Origin of the sequence: Plantibacter sp. M259, assembly GCF_006065115.1 — a bacterium.
Classification (GTDB): Bacteria; Actinomycetota; Actinomycetes; order Actinomycetales; family Microbacteriaceae; genus Plantibacter; species Plantibacter auratus.
The window spans coordinates 2,692,728-2,709,030 of record NZ_CP040750.1 but is presented as its reverse complement, the minus strand read 5'-3'; the positions used below and the strand labels follow the sequence as shown (position 1 = coordinate 2,709,030).

The window sequence follows — 16,303 nt, the reverse complement described above, 5'->3', positions numbered from 1 at the left end:
GAGCCACCGGACGGACCGGCCGTCGTCCGTGGCGGAGACCCCGCCGTCGTACCCCGGAAACACCGGAGGCCGCCGGGAGTGGGGGGACTCCCGGCGGCCACCGGTGCGACGGAACGGGCGCGTTCCGTCTGGAGCAGCTGAGCGACGCGGTTCGGGCCACGGCGACCAGCTGCGGGTGCAGCGCGCTGATCAGCTGGAGAGCAGCGACGCCTCCTCGCGCTGTTCGGCGAGCATCCGGCGGCGAGTCGCGAAGGCGGCTCCGGCCCCCCAGATGAGGAGCGAGGCGAACAACGCACCGGCCGGAGCGATGAGCTCGCCCGAGCCGGTCTGCGTCGCACTCATCGAGCTCGACGCCTCGTCGACCCGGGCGTCGGCCTGAGCCGGCGCGGCGACGCCGACGATGAGGGCGACCGCGAGGGCTGCGGGGACGGCGAGCGCGGCGATGCCACGGACCTTGGACGGGCGGGTTCCTCGTTCGGGCGAGGCTCCCAGGGCAGAACGGTGCGTCATCTTCGATTCATCCTTCGGGTGACCGCCGATTCGCACCGCACGGATTCGGGTCCGTGCGGTGGCCCTCGGTGGCTTCGGGTGCCGGAGGGATTCGGGTTCAGCGGTGGAGTGTTGCTCCGCTAGACAGTATGCCGGGCGGTGTCGGCACTTTGGGGGACCGCGGGGTCAATTGAGGGAATCTTGAGGTGTTCCTGAGGTAGGCGCAGCGCTGCCGTTGGAAACCACCCGCGGACGGGGGCCAACCCGATCAGGATGCGTTGAAGGAGACGTGCTGCATGACCCAGGCGTGCATCGCGACGGCCGCTGCCGCGGACGCGTTGATCGATCTCGTCGACCCGAACTGGGTGATCTCGAGCACGGCGTCGGCCGCGGCGAGCGCCTCCGGCGAGAGCCCCGGCCCCTCCTGTCCGAAGAGGAGGAGGCACCGCTCGGGGAGCCTGAACGTCTCGATCGGGACCGATCCCGGCACGTTGTCGATCGCGATGATCGGCAGCTGGGCCGCCGACGCCCAGGCGACGAGCGCCGCGACGTCGACGTGGTGCTCGACGTGCTGGTAGCGGTCGGTCACCATGGCTCCGCGCTTGTTCCAGCGACGGCGGCCGACGATGTGGACGGTGTCGGCGGCGAACGCGTTGGCGGTGCGCACGATCGACCCGATGTTCATGTCGTGCTGCCAGTTCTCGATGGCGACGTGGAACGGGTGGCGGTGGTCGTCGATGTCGGCGACGATGGCCTCCATCGACCAGTACCGGTAGCGGTCGACGACGTTCCGGGTGTCGCCGTCGCGCAGCAGCTCGGGGTCGTACCAGGGGTCGTCCGGCCACTCCCCCGGCCACGGACCGACGCCGGCCATCGGGCTCTCGGCCTGATCGGGACCGGCGACCGGGTCGTCCGGGTGGAGCGGGGTCTCTGGCACCAGCCAACCCTACCCGCGCCGTGCCACACTGGAGGTCCGGGCCCGACGCCGCGCCACCCCCGCGGCGCAGCGCTCGCGCAGCCCGCACGGAGCACCTGGAGGAACGCATGTCACGACGCGACGAGGTCGAATGCTGGCTCACCGACATGGACGGCGTGCTCGTCCATGAGAACCACGCCCTCCCTGGTGCCGCCGCGCTCCTGCAGCAGTGGCAGGACCAGCGGACGCCCTTCCTGGTGCTCACCAACAACTCGATCTTCACCCCGCGCGACCTGAGCGCCCGACTGCGTGCCTCCGGGCTCGACGTGCCCGAGGAGTTCATCTGGACCTCCGCACTCGCGACGGCCGCCTTCCTGGCCGAGCAGGAGCCGGGCGGCTCGGCGTTCGTCATCGGGGAGGCCGGGATCACCACGGCCATCCACGAGGCCGGCTTCACCATGACGGAGACGAACCCCGACTACGTGGTCGTCGGCGAGACCCGCAACTACTCGTTCGAGGCCATCACCAAGGCCATCCGCCTCATCGCCGGCGGCGCGCGCTTCATCGTGACCAACCCGGACGCGACCGGACCGAGCAAGGACGGCCCGCTTCCGGCGACCGGCGCCATCGCGGCCCTCATCACGAAGGCCACCGGCATGGAGCCCTACGTCGTCGGCAAGCCGAACCCGATGATGTTCCGATCGGCGCTCAACAAGATCGGCGCCCACTCGGAGAACACGGGCATGATCGGCGACCGCATGGACACCGACATCGTCGCGGGCATCGAGGCCGGTCTCCACACGATCCTCGTGCTCACGGGCATCAGCGACGAGGCCGAGATCAACCGCTACCCGTTCCGTCCGAACGAGATCCTGAGTGGCGTCATCGACCTCGTGAAGACGGAGCCCGTCGAGGTCGAGATCTAGGCCCTCCCGCCACCACCAGCCACACCGAACCACTCCGCCCCGCCACGCACCGAGGACTTCCATGCGCGCCGTCGTCTACGACCAGTTCACCGCCGAGCCCGAGGTCCGCGACGTCGCGGATCCGGTGCCGTCCGACGCAGGCGTCGTGGTGCGGGTGGAGACCACGGGTCTCTGCCGGAGCGATGCGCACGGCTGGCTCGGGCATGACGACGGCATCGCCCTCCCCCACGTGCCCGGCCATGAACTCGTCGGGCGCATCCACGCCGTCGGCCCCGCCGTCCAGCGGTTCCGCGTGGGCGACCGCGTCACGGTGCCCTTCGTGTGCGCGTGCGGACGCTGCGCCCAGTGCCTCGCGGGGAACGGGCAGGTCTGCCCGAACCAGACGCAGCCGGGCTTCACCCACTGGGGTTCCTACGCGGAGCTCGTCGCCCTGCACGACGCGGACGTCAACCTCATCCCGGTGCCCGAGTCCCTCGACGCCGGCGCCGCCGCCCTCCTCATCCCGGTGCCCGAGTCCCTCGACGCCGGCGCCGCCGCCCTCCTCGGGTGCCGCTTCGCGACGGCCTTCCGCGGGCTCGTCCACCGCGCCGGGCTCCGCAGCGGGGAGCGCCTGCTCGTCGTCGGCTGCGGCGGCGTGGGGCTGAGCGCGGCCATGATCGGCGTCGCGCTCGGTGCCGAGGTCATCGCCGTCGACATCGACGCCTCTGCCCTGGCGCGTGCGGCGTCGATCGGCGTCACGCACACGATCGACTCGAGCGGGCTCGACGAGGCCGCCGTCCTCACGCGCATCGCCGAAGCCGCGCCGGCGGGCGTGCAGGTCTCGGTCGAAGCCCTCGGGCGTGAGTCCACGATGCGCCTCAGCCTCCTGGCACTGGCGCCGATGGGACGTCAGGTGCAGATCGGGCTGTTCTCGAGCGAACCGACACTCCCGCTGCCGCGCATCATCTCGCAGGAGCTGTCGCTCCACGGCAGCCACGGCATGCCGGCGTCCGACTACTCGGAGCTGCTCGACCTGGTCGCGAGCGGCGCGCTGCGCCCGCAGGACCTCATCGAACACCGCATCGGCCTCGACGAGGCTCCTGCCGCACTCGTCGCCCTGGCGTCCGGCGACCGCTCGACGGGTGTGACCGTCATCGACGTCGCCTGACCCGCGTCATCAGCACGCATGCCTCGTCCGGCATGCATCCGCGGTGTGAGGTGTGTCGTCAGAGGGTGTCCGGGGCCCCGGCCGTCGACCATCCTGCGGAGGCGCTCGGCATCGTGGCGTCTGCAGCCGCACCGGCCGCGTTCGCGGCACCGACGAGCGTTCCGAAGTAGAACGCGAGCAGGAGCAGGACCGCGGCACCCAGGCCGACGACCGCCCAGAGCAGCGCCTTCGGGATGCCCTGATCCGCGTGCTCTCCGCGGTATTCGGGGAGATCGCGGTCGGGAGCGGACTGCGTGGCCTGAGGCGGCAGGGTGGCCCCGACGATGCCCGCGGCCGCGGCCGGGGTCGTGAGCGCGCTCGCGCCGTCGAGTTCCGGGAACGCGACCGTCTCGCCGGGCAGCGCGGCCGGGGCCGTCTGCGGCACGTTCGCGACCGGTCCCTGCGAGGGGATGGCGGCGGCGTGTGCGCCGAAGACGGACACCGAGGCGGGGGTCACTGGTGTGGGCGCGGTGTTCGAGGCGACATCGGGCTCGGCCTCCGGGGAGGTGTGGGGAGCGCTGTCGTTATCTCCGGCAGCGTGGGCCCCGGTTCGTCGTGACCCGCCGGTGTCGTCGTCGGGGTCCGTGTCGTCGACATCGGTACCGTCGGCGGCGACGAGGCCCGGGATGGGGGCCAGCGGGAGATCAGGGTCGGCGACGGCGTCGGCCTGGAGCGACCAGCCGCCTTCGGCGGCGAAGGCGTCTGCGAGCGACCGTGCCGAGGCCGCCTCCGCCGTGGCGGTGGCGGTGGCGTCTGGCTGATCGGACGGCTCGGACGGGGCGACCGTGGCCGTGCCGTCGGCCTGCTCGGTGTCGGCGGGCGGCGTGGCAGCCGGCTCACCGTCGGTCGCGGCGTCATCGGCCGGGGCGACCTGGACCGCATCCGTCTCGGGTCCGAGGTCGAACAGCGACTCGAGCCGCAGCTCCTCGCTGACCGGCTCGGGCTCGCCGACCGGCTCAGGGTCGATCGAGCCCTCGTCAGCGAGTGGGGCATCCGACGCGGCGGCATCCGCGGTGGGATCGGTCGCACCGTCGGCGACGGCCCCGTCCGGCACGAACGACGGAAGCGGGGTGACGCCCGCTGCAGCGAGCGGGGCGGCGTCGAACTCGACGATCTCCTCGTCGAACTCGTCGTCGAGCTCCTCCGGGTCGACGGCGAACGCCGGGGTCTCGGGTGCGGCCGTCTCGGCCACGGGGGTCGGTGCCGTCTCGGGAGCGGAGTCGGCGTCGAGGTCGGCCGAGGTCTCCGAGTCGTCGGAGTCGTCGCCCGAGCCGAGGCCGGAAGCGGCACCGGCAGCGGTTGCGGCCCCTGCAGCGGCGAGGCCACCGGCCGCGACGGCTGCGTCGAACCCACCGAGCGACAGCGTCGGGAAGAGGTCGACCGTGTCGTTCGCGGCGGGGACGATCGGTGCGTCGTCCAGCGTGGAGCTGTCGGTCTCGGTCGCGTCGTCGGTCCAGCTGGCGAACTCGTCACCGGGTCCGTCGACGAGCGGGCGACCGAGCGTGACGGCGGCGAGGCCCGGAGCGAAGGGTTGAACGTCGCCGGCGATGAACGCGGCATCTGGCACCTCGCCCTCGAGCGCGAGCTCCGAGAGGGACTCCGCGCTCACGGCTGGCGACTCGGCGCCCTCCCATTCCACCGGCGGGACCGGGATGGGCTGGGTCGTGGGGGCCGCGTGCACGAGCGGATCGAGGGCGTCGTTCGGCGCGAGGTCCCACACGAATGGCGCGGTGCCGAAGGGACTGACCGTCGGCTCGGGCTGCACGCCGTCGAGGGAGATGAGTTCCGTGATCGAACGCTCGGCCTTCGGGGTCGGAGGGCCGAAGGCCGGGGGGACGTCGGCGGTGTCCGTCGCGTCGTCGTCGACCGGCGCATCGTCGCGGCCGAGCTCGGTGTCGGGTGTCGGCGCAGGAGGAACGGCTGCTGCTGCGGCTGCGGCACCCGCCAGGGCCGAGAAGCCCGGACCGCCGAGGCTGTCGAACGGCCGCGTCTCATCGAGCGGCTCGGCGTCGACGTCGGGGACCGTCTCGGGCCACGGGACGTCGGCTGGTGAGGTCGGCTCTGCCGCGCTCGCGGGCGACGCCGCCGCGACCGTGTCCCAGCGGAACGGTGCCGCGGGGGTGATCGGCTCGGAGGCGACGATGCCGTCGGACGCGGGCTCGGGGTCCGAGTCGGCGGTCGGCTGGACCGGCTCGCTCGCGGTCGGAGACGTCGCCTCGTCGGTGGTGGCGACGTCGACGGACTCCTCCGCGGTGTCGACCTGCTGGGGTGCCTCCTCGACCGGCTCCGCTTGCGGTTCCTCGGACGGCTGCTCCTCCGGTGCCGCCGGCGCGGCGCCGAACGTCTCACCGAACGGTTCCGTCAACCAGGCCAGCGGATCCGTGCGCGGTGCGGAGGCGTCGGCAGTCGCCGGCTCGGCGGTCCAGACGTCGTCGGCAGCTGCTTCATCGGCAGCTGCGTCGTCGTCCGGGGTTTCGTCGGGTCGCGCGGCGGTGGGCGCCGAAGCGTCGATCGTCGTGTCACGGACCTCGACGGTCTCGCCACCGAGGACGTCGTCGCCGAACGTCTCGGAGAGGCTCCAGGAGCCCTCCGGGAGATCGTCGTCCTGCACCTCGGTGTCGGGTGTCGTCGCGGAGCCGGACGGCACATCGTGGTCCGCGGCGGCGGACATCGGCGTCACCGGCGGGGCGGTGGGCGGCAGCGGTGCGGCGGGAGTGCCGCCGGCGGGCGTCGAAGTGGAGGTCGTCGCGGCGGTCTCTTCTGCTTCGACCGCGGCCCAGGCAGCCGGGTCGTCGGCTGCGAGTGCTCGGGCCGTGGGCAGGACGGCCGTCGAGACGTCCTCCGCGGCCACTGGAGCGGCGTCGGTGTCGTCGCTGCCGCCGAGGCTCCAGGGCTCGTCGTCGACCGGTGGCAGGACGACCGGGTTCGTGGGCGCGGGCCGGAAGGTGCCGGCGGGCGCGTGCTGGAGGACGGAGTCGGTGTCGACCGTCAGCTCGTTGCGGGCGGGCGGCACGGGCGATGCCGGGGCAGGGGTCGGCGGGACGACCGGGAGTTCGAGGGCGTTCGGGTGGCGCAGACCCTCTGACCGGGCGGGGGCCTCCTCGTGCGTCGGGTCGGCCGGGGCTGCAGGCGTGGCGGGTGCGGCGGGCTCCGCGCTCGGAGCGTCCGGCGCCGACGGTGTCGGGACCGGTGTCGTGTCGTCGGCCGGGTTCGGCACCTGGCTCTGCCACCAGGCGAGGAGTTCGGCCTCGCTCGCGAACTCGCCGGGACCAACGGCCGAAGCTGCGGGCGTCGGCTCGGTGGGAGCGGGCGTGGGCTCGGTGGGAGCGGGCGTCGGCGCGACTGGCGCCTGAGCCACGGGGGCATCCGGAACGGGAGGGGCAGACCACTGAGGCTCGGCCGGCAGGGGGGAGGCGACCGGTGAGACAGGAGCCTGCGCATCGGCGTCGCCGATGACGGGCAGGACGCGCGTCCGGTCGTCGTCGTCAGCGGGCACCGAAGTGACGGCTGCCGACGGCTGCTCGTCGACCGCGTCGGTGTCGGGCTGCATTTCGATCGCCTCCGTGTCGTCGGCGTCGAGCTGCGAGAGCAGCCAGTCGGTTCCGTCCGCGGGTTCGTCCGGCAGCCCGGCCCCGCCGCTTCCGGTTCCGTCGCCGGACATCAGACGAGTCCCAGGTCTTCCAGGCCGATCGCGGCCAGGTACTGATAGCCCGCGGCCTCGATGATCTCGCGGGCGCCGGTCGCGCGGTCGACGACGACGGCGACGGCGACCACCTCGGCTCCGACCTTCTCGAGCGCTTCGGCCGCCTTGAGCGGTGAGCCACCGGTGGTGGAGGTGTCTTCGAGCACGATCACGCGCTTGCCCTGGAGGTCGGGGCCCTCGACCTGCTTGCCGCGGCCGTGGTCCTTCGGCTCCTTGCGGACGACGAACGCGTCGTAGGTGAGCCCGCGCGCGGCACCCTGGTGCAGGATCGCGGCGGCCACCGGGTCGGCACCCATGGTGAGGCCACCGACCGCGAAGACGTCGGGGACGTCGGCGATGAGGTCGATCATGACCTGCCCGATGAGGGGCGCGACGCGGTGGTCGAGGCTCACCTTGCGGAGGTCGACGTAGTACGTCGCTTTCTTGCCGCTCGTCAGGGTGAAGTCACCGTGGAACACGGCTTCCGCCGAGATGTGGTCAATGAGCTGAGCTCGTGCGTCCGTCACGTCGACGAGTCTACAAGCTGTGACCCCCATCGCCGCAGTCGCCCGGATGGGGGCGGTCCGCATCCCGGACGCAGGAGAGCCCCGGCGTGTCGGCACGACCAGCCGGGGCTCGGGGACGCCACGCCGCCACCGACCTGCGTCGGGGCGGCTGCGTCCGGGGGTCAACGCGCGGTGCCGGAGCCCGGGTCCTCGGGCCGGTCGGCCGCGAGCAGCTCCGCCTCGGTCGCGCCGCCGTAGCCGTCCGTCTCCGGGTCGCCGTGCAGGCCGCCGGAGACCGCGTACTCCTCCTCCGGCGACATGACGAGCCGGTGGCGACCCCAGACGGCGAAGGCGACCAGCATGACGACGTACACGACGACGATCGCGATGATCGCCGGCAAGAACGTCGGGTTGAGCAGGAAGCCGACGAAGATGAGCGCGGCGATGACGGCTGCGATGACCGCCCCCGGCACACCCCACGGGCTGCGGTAGGGCCGCTTGGCGTTCGGGAACTTCTTCCGCAGCAGCAGGAACGCGATCATCTGCATGAGGTACGCGAGGACCGCGCCCCAGACCGCGATGTTCAGCACGATCGCCCCGGCGACGCCGCCCGATCCACCGGCCGCGTCCACGACGAGCAACGCGATGAACCCGATGATCGCCCCGGCCACGAGGGCAACCCACGGCGTCTGCCGCTTGCCGGTGAGCGAGAGGAACCGCGGGTAGTACCCGGCACGGGACAGCGAGTACATGTTGCGACCGTAGGCGAACATGATGCCCTGCAGCGAGGCGAGGAGCCCGATGAGGGCGAAGAGGGCGAGGACCGCCGCCGCACCGTCACCGACGATGGCCCGGAAGCCGTCGAGCAGGGGCTCCCCTGCCGTCCCCGTCGCCTCGGCACCGATCACACCGGTGTTGAGGAACAGCACGAGCAAGCCGGTGACGATCAGGGTTCCACGAGCCCAGAACCCTGCCTTCGGGATGTCGCGCACCGGGTTGTGGGACTCCTCCGCCGCGAGCGGTAGCTCCTCGATGCCGAGGAAGAACCACATCGCGAAGGGAAGGGCGAACAGGATGGGGAGGACACCGTGCGGCAGGAACTCGGTCTGACCCGCGTCGGGGGCGATGTCGAACAGGTTGGCCCAGGCGAACTGGCCGGAGAAGATCGCCATCGCGGAGAAGACGAGCAGGATACCGATGGAGATGATCGAGACGACGATCGCGAAGCGGAAGGAGATGCTCGCACCTGCGGAGTTGAGCGCGATGAACGCGACGTACAGGATCGCCCACCACACGGGCGACGGCATGGAGAAGCCGAGCAGTTCGCTCGTGATGGCGTCGGCGTAGGAGGCCGAGAAGTACACGATCACGGCCGTGGTCGCGACGTACTCGATGGTCTCCGCGAGTCCGGTCACGAACCCGCCGAGCGGTCCCATCGCCGCTCTCGCGAAGGAGTAGGCCCCGCCGGTGTGCGGCATCGCCGCGGCCATCTCCCCGATCGAGAAGATCATGCCGTAGTACATCGCGACGAGGACGACGAAGGCGATGAGCATGCCGCCGAACCCGGCGAAGTCGATGCCGAAGTTCCAGCCGGAGAAGTCGCCGGAGATGACCGCCGCGACGGCGAGGCCCCAGAGGCCCCACACTCCGGCCGACCGCTTCAGGCTGCGTTTCTCGAAGTACCCCTCGCCAGCCGCGGTGTAGGTCACCCCGGAGATCTTGCGCGTGTCGTCAGCCATCGATGCGTCCTGTCGCTCGGGTTGCGCGCTCGTCGGGCTCGCACAACGTCCTCAGATTCGGTTGGCCCGACTCTAGGACCTGCAATGGTCGCGTGTACATACCTTTGTGGGGAAATCCATCTCGGAAATGCCTCGATCAGCCGGAGGTGCTGTGATGTAATGGTCGAGTTCGCGACCTTTCAGTTCTCCATCGAGGCAGAACGCCCACGACGGGTCCCCCGGATCAACGAGGAGCTGCCATGCACCCACGCTCAGGAAACCTGACGCTCGAGGAGCTCACGACGGCCGTCGCCGCGCGCGAGATCGACACCGTGATCCTCGCGTTCACCGACATGCAGGGCCGACTCGTCGGCAAGCGCGTCTCGGCCCGCCTCTTCGTCGAGGACGTCGCCGAGCACGGGGCGGAGTGCTGCAACTACCTGCTCGCGGTCGACGTCGAGATGAACACGGTCGACGGCTATGCGATGTCGAGTTGGGAACGCGGCTACGGCGACATGGCGATGATCCCCGACTTCTCGACCCTCCGCCGCGTGCCCTGGCTGCCGGGCACGGCCCTCGTCACCGCCGACCTCCAGTGGCTCGACGACGCCCCGGTGGTCGCTTCGCCCCGCCAGATCCTCATCGCCCAGCTCGAGCGGCTCGCCGAACGCGGCCTCGTCCCCTTCGTCGGCACGGAGCTCGAGTTCCTCGTCTTCGACGACACCTTCCGGGAGGCCTGGGCGAAGGACTACACGAAGCTGACCCCCGCCACCGACTACAACATCGATTACGCGATCCTCGCCTCGACCCGCATGGAGCCGCTGCTGCGCGACATCCGCAACGCCATGGACGGCGCCGGCATGTACTGCGAGGGTGTCAAGGGCGAGTGCAACCTCGGACAGCAGGAGATCGCGTTCCGCTACGACCACGCCCTCGTCACCTGCGACAACCACTCGATCTACAAGAACGGGGCGAAGGAGATCGCCGACGCCCACGGCAAGAGCCTCACGTTCATGGCGAAGTTCGATGAGCGCGAGGGCAACAGCTGCCACATCCACATCAGCCTCCGCGGCGAGGACGGTTCGGCCGTGTTCGCGGACCCCGACGCGCCCGACGGCATGTCGAAGCTCTTCCGGCACTTCCTGGCCGGGCAGCTCGCCGCGATGCGCGAGCTGACGATGTTCTTCGCCCCGAACATCAACTCCTACAAGCGCTACGTCGACGGCAGCTTCGCCCCGACGGCCGTCGCCTGGGGACACGACAACCGCACGTGCTCACTCCGGGTCGTCGGCCGCGGGCTCGGCATGCGCGTCGAGAACCGGGTGCCGGGCGGCGACGTCAATCAGTACCTCGCCGTCGCCGCGCTCATCGCCGCCGGACTGCACGGCATCGAGAACGAACTTGAGCTCGAGGACCCGACCAGCGGCAACGCCTACACGGGCGGTGCACCCCGCGTCCCGACGTCGCTCCGGGAGGCGGCCGAGCTCTTCTCGCAGTCGACGACCGCCCGCGAGGCCTTCGGCGACGAGGTCGTCGACCACTACCTGAACTTCGCGAAGGTGGAACTCGCCGCCTTCGACGCCGCGGTGACGGACTGGGAGCGGGTGCGCGGCTTTGAACGCCTCTGACCCGAACGTCCCAGCGACCGACCCGCCCGTCTCGAGCGCTCCGCTCATCGGCATCACGACCTACCTCGAACAGGCCCAGACCGGGGTGTGGGACGTCCCGGCGTCCTTCCTCCCGAAGGTGTACCTCGACGCCGTGACGGATGCGGGCGGGATCGCGGTCCTCCTCCCACCCCAGCCGGTCACCCGAGCGGTGGCCGCGTCCGTGCTGGCCCGCCTCGACGGACTCATCGTCTCGGGTGGCGCCGACGTCGACCCCGGCCTGTACGGGCAAGCCGCCCACCCCCGCACGGGTCGTCCGCGGACGGATCGGGACGCCTGGGAGGAGGCGCTGCTCACGGCGGCGATCGACGCCGAGCTGCCGTTCCTCGGCATCTGTCGTGGCGCGCAACTGCTGAACGTCGCGCTCGGCGGGACGCTCGTCCAGCACCTCCCCGACCTCGTCGGCGACGACTCCTTCCAGCCCGGCGAGGGCGTCTTCGGCCCGAAGACCGTCGCGATCGACGCCGACTCGCGACTGGCCGCGCTGCTCCGGCAGGACGACGACGAGCTCGACGTGCACGTCTACCACCACCAGTCGATCGACCGCGTCGCCGACGGACTCGTCGTCACCGCCCGCACCGAGGAGGGCGTCATCGAGGCGGTCGAGCTGCCGACGGTCCCCTTCGGTCTCGCCGTGCAGTGGCACCCCGAGGAGGAGACGGCCGACCGGCGTCTCTTCGCCGGGCTCGTGGACGCCGCGAGACGACACCGCGACGCCGGGACCACCGCAGGTCTCCCCACCAGCACCAGCACCACACCCGGCACCGAGAGCAGGAGCACCGCACCGTGAGCTACACGATCCTCAATCCGGCGAACGAACACGTCGTCACGACCGTCGAGCACCTCGACCTCGCGGAGACGGACGCCGCCATCGCTCGCGCCGCAGTCGCCCAGCGGTCCTGGGCGGCCGTCAGCCCCGCCGACCGCGCCCAGGCGCTCCGCCGGTTCGCCGCATCGGTCGACGCCGACCGCGAGCACCTCGCGAGCCTCGAGGTCGTCAATTCGGGCCACCCCATCACCCAGGCGCGGTGGGAGGCCGGACACGTCCGCGACGTGCTCGAGTACTACTCGGCGTCGCCCGAACGGCTCTTCGGTCAGCAGATCCCCGTCGCCGGCGGCATCGACCTGACCTTCCACGAACCGCTCGGCGTCGTCGGCATCATCACCCCGTGGAACTTCCCGATGACGATCGCGGCCTGGGGCTTCGCGCCGGCGCTCGCGGCGGGGAACGCGGTGGTCCTGAAGCCCGCGGAGTGGACGCCACTGACGAGCATCCGCCTCGGCGAACTCGCCCTCGAGTCCGGCCTGCCCGAGGGCCTGTTCCAGGTGTTGCCGGGCCGCGGATCGGTCGTCGGCGAGCGCTTCGTCACGAACGAGACCGTCCGGAAGGTCGTCTTCACCGGGTCGACCGCCGTCGGCAAGCGCATCATGGCCGGCGCGGCCGAGCAGGTGAAGCGCGTCACCCTCGAACTCGGCGGCAAGAGCGCCAACATCGTGTTCGCGGACGCCGACCTCGAACGCGCGGCCGCCGCCGCCCCCTACGGCGTCTTCGAGAACGCGGGCCAGGACTGCTGCGCCCGCAGCCGGATCCTCGTCCAACGGAGCGTCTATGAGCGGTTCATGGAGCTGCTGGAGCCGGCCGTGCAGGGTGTTGTCGTCGGCGATCCGAACGACGAGGCCACCGAGATGGGGCCGCTCGTCTCCGCTCCGCACCTGGCCGCCGTGCGCTCGTACGTGCCCGAGGGCGCGCCGGTCGCCTTCACCGGGAGCGCCCCGGACGGCCCGGGGTACTGGTTCGCGCCGACCGTGCTGACGCCCGGCCGCGACGACCGCACCGTCCGGGAGGAGATCTTCGGTCCCGTCGTCGCCGTCCTGCCCTTCGAGGACGAGGCCGACGCCCTCACCCTCGCGAACGACACGGAGTACGGCCTCTCCGGCTCGATCTGGACCCGTGACATCGGCCGTGCGATGCGGGCCGCCCGAGCGGTGGAGTCGGGCAACCTGTCCGTCAACTCCCACTCCTCCGTCCGCTACTCCACCCCCTTCGGCGGGTTCAAGCAGTCGGGTCTCGGGCGCGAGCTCGGTCCCGACGCGCCGCTCGCCTTCACCGAGACGAAGAACGTCTTCCTCGCCGTCGACCCCGGTCCCTGAGCTTGTCGAAGGGCCGCGCCACCCCGGTCCCCGAGCGCCACCCCGGTCCCTGAGCACCACCCCGGTCCCTGAGCACCACCCCGGTCCCTGAGCACCACCCCGGTCCCTGAGCTTGTCGAAGGGCGGGGCAGAGAGAAAGAGCACCACATGACCATCACCCCCATCGACCTCACCCAGCGGCTCGCCGGGAAGGTCGCCGTGATCACCGGCGGCGCGAGCGGCATCGGTCTCGCCACCGCGAAGCGCTTCGCCGCGGAGGGCGCGACCGTCGTCATCGGCGACCTCGACCCGACGACCGGCCAGGCGGCGGCCGAGCTCGTCGGTGGGCTCTTCGTCCAGGTGGACGTGACCGACCAGGCGCAGGTCGACCACCTGTTCGACACGGCGGCCGAGACCTACGGCTCGGTCGACATCGCCTTCAACAACGCCGGCATCTCACCGCCCGACGACGACTCGATCGAGACGACCGAGCTCCCGGCCTGGGAGCGGGTGCAGGACGTGAACCTCAAGTCGGTCTACCTGTGCTCGCGCGCCGCCATCCGCCACATGGTGCGGCAGGGGAAGGGCTCGATCATCAACACGGCGTCGTTCGTCGCCGTCCTCGGTTCGGCCACCTCGCAGATCTCGTACACGGCGTCCAAGGGCGGCGTGCTCGCGATGAGCCGCGAGCTCGGCGTACAGTTCGCGCGGCAGGGCATCCGCGTCAACGCCCTGTGCCCGGGTCCCGTCAACACCGCGCTGCTGCAGGAGCTCTTCGCGAAGGACCCGGTGCGCGCGCAGCGGCGACTCGTGCACATCCCCCTCGGTCGGTTCGCGGAGCCCGAGGAGTTGGCCGCCTCCGTCGCCTTCCTCGCGAGCGACGACTCGTCCTTCATCACCGGGTCGACGTTCCTCGTCGACGGCGGCATCTCCTCCGCCTACGTGACCCCGGAATGAGCTGACGACATGCCCGGGCGGGGACGCGACCCCGGGGAAATAGACTGATCCGATGAGCGAGACGCGGAAGGGCGACGAGGCGACCGAGGTGCTCAGCGCCGAGCTCCTCCTGCGTCCGGGCCGCGCCGGGAACGCCTTCGAGGAGACCGTCCAGCGACTCCTGCAGTCCATCCGTCTCGGGCTCATCGAGCCGGGCGGTCGTCTGCCGGCCGAGCGCGAACTCGCGACGATGCAAGGGGTCAGCCGCGACACCGTGCGGGATGCGATCGCCGCGCTCACCGAGGCCGGTTACCTGACCTCGCGGCGTGGGCGCTACGGCGGGACGTTCGTCATGGACGAGCTGCCCGACGACGATACGATCAACGCGGCCGACCGCCCCGAGGTCGGCAGGGTCACGATCTCAGCGGCGGAGATCGAGGACACGCTCACGCTCCGCAGCATCCTCGAGGTCGGAGCGGCGCGCGAGGCGGCGCAGTGCAAGCTCTCCGGCGCCGACCGCGAGCGCCTGTGGCAGGCGCTCGGAGACTGCCGGGACGCGGTGCCCGCCGACTACCGCCGCCACGACTCCCGCCTCCATCTGCTCATCGCGGAGCTCGTGGGTGCACCCAGCCTGCTGCCGCTCGTCGCCGAGTCGCGCATGCGCGTCAACGAACTCCTGAACGGCATCCCGCTGCTGGCCGTGAACATCGCGCACTCGGACGAACAGCACGAGCGCATCGTCAAGGCGATCCTGCGCGGTCACCCCGAGGAGGCGGCGCAGGCGATGGCCGAGCACGTCGCCGGCTCCGAGGCGCTCCTGCGCGGCTTCCTCGCCTGAGCGCCTCTCGCGGCGCGGACATGGAACGACCTCCCGGCGACGAGTCGCGAGGAGGTCGGATGCGCCGGTCGGGCCGGCGGGTGCGAGGTCCTAGAAGGACTTCGGGTAGGTGCGGGCCGGGATGGCACGGTAGCCGTCGCGCTTGACGACGACGACCGATCCGACGGCTGCACTCGCAGCGAGGAGGGCGATGATGCCGAGATAGATGGTCATGGTTCTATGAAACGCCTGTTGGACGTGAAGGACAAGCGAACAATACTGACGTCACTCGGTAGCATCGCTACATGGACGTCCGCCGACTCGACCTGCTCCGCGAACTCGCCGAGCGCGGCACCGTGCACGCCGTCGCCGAGGCCACGCATCGCACCCCGTCCGCGGTCTCCCAACAGCTCAAGGTCCTCGAGCGCGAGGCCGGCCTGCCGCTCACCGAACGGCGTGGTCGCGGGCTCGTCCTCACCGACGCCGGCCGGGCCCTCGCGGCCAGCGCCACGGACGTCGCCGTCGCGATCGAGCGGGCGACGAGCGTGTGGGACGAGTACCGCAACCGTCCGATCGGCACCGTCACGGTCGCGACCTTCCCCACCTTCGGGCAGATGGTCGTCCCCGCCGTGCTCCGCACGCTCGACGCGGTACCCGGCCTGCGGGTCGTCGTGAGCGACCGCGATCCCGATCTCGAGGACTTCCCCGATCTGGCGGCCGACTTCGACATCGTCATCGCGCAGGCGATCAGCGGCGAGCGTAACTGGGTCCGTCGCGGCCTCCGCATCACGCAGTTGCTCTCCGAGCCGCTCGACGTCGTGCTGCCGGTCGGGCATCGCCTCAGCGGCCAGACCGTCCTGACCCCGGCGGACCTCGCGGACGAGTCCTGGATCGGCGTGCCGGTCGGCTATCCGCTCGACCGCCTGCTCCGCAGCATCGAGGCAGAATCGGGCGGCGAGCTCCGAGTGGTGCAGCGGGTGAGCGACAACCGCATCGCCGAGGCGATGGTCGCGGCCGGCCTCGGTATCGGCCTCCTCCCGCGATACACGGCCAGCGGCCCGGAGCGCGGCATCGTCCTCCGCCCGCTCGCTGGGCTCGACGCGACGCGTCGGATCGTCGCCCTGTCGCGGCCCGACCGCGCCGAACGGCTGGCGGTGCGGACGGTCCTCGACGCGATCCGCGTGGAGGCGCAGTCGGTCGCCGCCTCGCACACCGCGCCGGAGCCCGAGGAACTCACCACGCCCCGCTGGGTGTGAGCGGGACCGTTCTCAGGAGTCCGTCGGTGCCCCGGTGGCGGCGACGGGGGACACACCGCAAGAGTCCTGAGAAC

At 71.4% G+C, this 16,303-nt stretch carries 14 protein-coding genes; 8 read left to right on the top strand and 6 right to left on the bottom strand.

The features are described from left to right. Positions 1–189: 189 nt before the first annotated feature. Both FGL15_RS12690 and FGL15_RS12685 read right to left on the bottom strand, forming a co-directional pair. On the bottom strand, positions 190–510 hold the full coding sequence (locus FGL15_RS12690) for a hypothetical protein (protein ID WP_138946312.1): 321 nt from the start codon (positions 508–510) through the stop codon (positions 190–192). Positions 511–757: 247 nt separating this feature from the next. Continuing rightward, positions 758–1,363: an RNA methyltransferase gene (locus tag FGL15_RS12685; protein WP_138947305.1), complete on the bottom strand. Its 606-nt coding sequence runs from the start codon at positions 1,361–1,363 to the stop codon at positions 758–760. Positions 1,364–1,533: 170 nt separating this feature from the next. Here FGL15_RS12685 and FGL15_RS12680 point away from each other — a divergent pair, with 170 nt between their 5' ends. Continuing rightward, the gene (locus tag FGL15_RS12680; protein ID WP_079705004.1) at positions 1,534–2,331 is read left to right on the top strand and encodes an HAD-IIA family hydrolase; all 798 of its coding nucleotides are present in this window, start codon (positions 1,534–1,536) and stop codon (positions 2,329–2,331) included. 61 nt (positions 2,332–2,392) lie between these two features. Then, positions 2,393–3,478 (top strand): alcohol dehydrogenase catalytic domain-containing protein, encoded by a 1,086-nt coding sequence (locus tag FGL15_RS12675; RefSeq protein WP_138946311.1) that lies wholly within the window; start codon positions 2,393–2,395, stop codon positions 3,476–3,478. A gap of 58 nt (positions 3,479–3,536) precedes the next feature. Here FGL15_RS12675 and FGL15_RS20365 read toward each other — a convergent pair whose 3' ends face one another. The 3 genes from FGL15_RS20365 to FGL15_RS12660 all read right to left on the bottom strand — a co-directional run bounded on the left by FGL15_RS20365 (position 3,537) and on the right by FGL15_RS12660 (position 9,444). Then, on the bottom strand, positions 3,537–7,178 hold the full coding sequence (locus tag FGL15_RS20365) for a hypothetical protein (RefSeq protein ID WP_168223394.1): 3,642 nt from the start codon (positions 7,176–7,178) through the stop codon (positions 3,537–3,539). Further along, positions 7,178–7,726: an orotate phosphoribosyltransferase gene (gene pyrE, locus FGL15_RS12665; protein WP_175116436.1), complete on the bottom strand. Its 549-nt coding sequence runs from the start codon at positions 7,724–7,726 to the stop codon at positions 7,178–7,180. Before pyrE ends, FGL15_RS20365 begins: the two co-directional genes overlap by 1 nt. Before the next feature lie 161 nt (positions 7,727–7,887). After that, the gene (locus FGL15_RS12660) at positions 7,888–9,444 is read right to left on the bottom strand and encodes an amino acid permease (RefSeq protein ID WP_138946310.1); all 1,557 of its coding nucleotides are present in this window, start codon (positions 9,442–9,444) and stop codon (positions 7,888–7,890) included. Between the two features lie 239 nt (positions 9,445–9,683). On the opposite strand from FGL15_RS12660, the gene FGL15_RS12655 reads away from it, so the two are divergent. The 5 genes from FGL15_RS12655 (at position 9,684) to FGL15_RS12635 (ending at position 14,994) form a co-directional block, all read left to right on the top strand. Further along, positions 9,684–11,051, top strand: a complete 1,368-nt coding sequence (locus tag FGL15_RS12655) for a glutamine synthetase family protein (RefSeq protein ID WP_138946309.1) — start codon at positions 9,684–9,686, stop codon at positions 11,049–11,051. Then, the gene (locus FGL15_RS12650; RefSeq protein ID WP_138946308.1) at positions 11,038–11,880 is read left to right on the top strand and encodes a gamma-glutamyl-gamma-aminobutyrate hydrolase family protein; all 843 of its coding nucleotides are present in this window, start codon (positions 11,038–11,040) and stop codon (positions 11,878–11,880) included. The genes FGL15_RS12655 and FGL15_RS12650 overlap by 14 nt, the downstream gene beginning before the upstream one ends. Beyond that, a complete protein-coding gene (locus FGL15_RS12645) occupies positions 11,877–13,241 on the top strand; it encodes an aldehyde dehydrogenase (RefSeq protein ID WP_137242375.1) in 1,365 nt (454 codons plus the stop codon). The genes FGL15_RS12650 and FGL15_RS12645 overlap by 4 nt, the downstream gene beginning before the upstream one ends. Before the next feature lie 147 nt (positions 13,242–13,388). Then, positions 13,389–14,177 (top strand): 3-oxoacyl-ACP reductase, encoded by a 789-nt coding sequence (locus tag FGL15_RS12640; protein ID WP_194718745.1) that lies wholly within the window; start codon positions 13,389–13,391, stop codon positions 14,175–14,177. 52 nt (positions 14,178–14,229) lie between these two features. Next, entirely contained in the window at positions 14,230–14,994 is a 765-nt protein-coding gene (locus FGL15_RS12635; RefSeq protein WP_138946307.1) for a FadR/GntR family transcriptional regulator, read from the top strand. A 90-nt stretch (positions 14,995–15,084) separates the two neighbouring features. Here FGL15_RS12635 and FGL15_RS21265 read toward each other — a convergent pair whose 3' ends face one another. After that, complete coding sequence (locus FGL15_RS21265; protein ID WP_255376692.1) at positions 15,085–15,207, bottom strand: hypothetical protein; 123 nt, start codon at positions 15,205–15,207, stop codon at positions 15,085–15,087. 71 nt (positions 15,208–15,278) lie between these two features. On the opposite strand from FGL15_RS21265, the gene FGL15_RS12630 reads away from it, so the two are divergent. After that, the gene (locus tag FGL15_RS12630) at positions 15,279–16,229 is read left to right on the top strand and encodes a LysR family transcriptional regulator (protein WP_138946306.1); all 951 of its coding nucleotides are present in this window, start codon (positions 15,279–15,281) and stop codon (positions 16,227–16,229) included. The last annotated feature ends 74 nt before the right edge of the window (positions 16,230–16,303 follow it).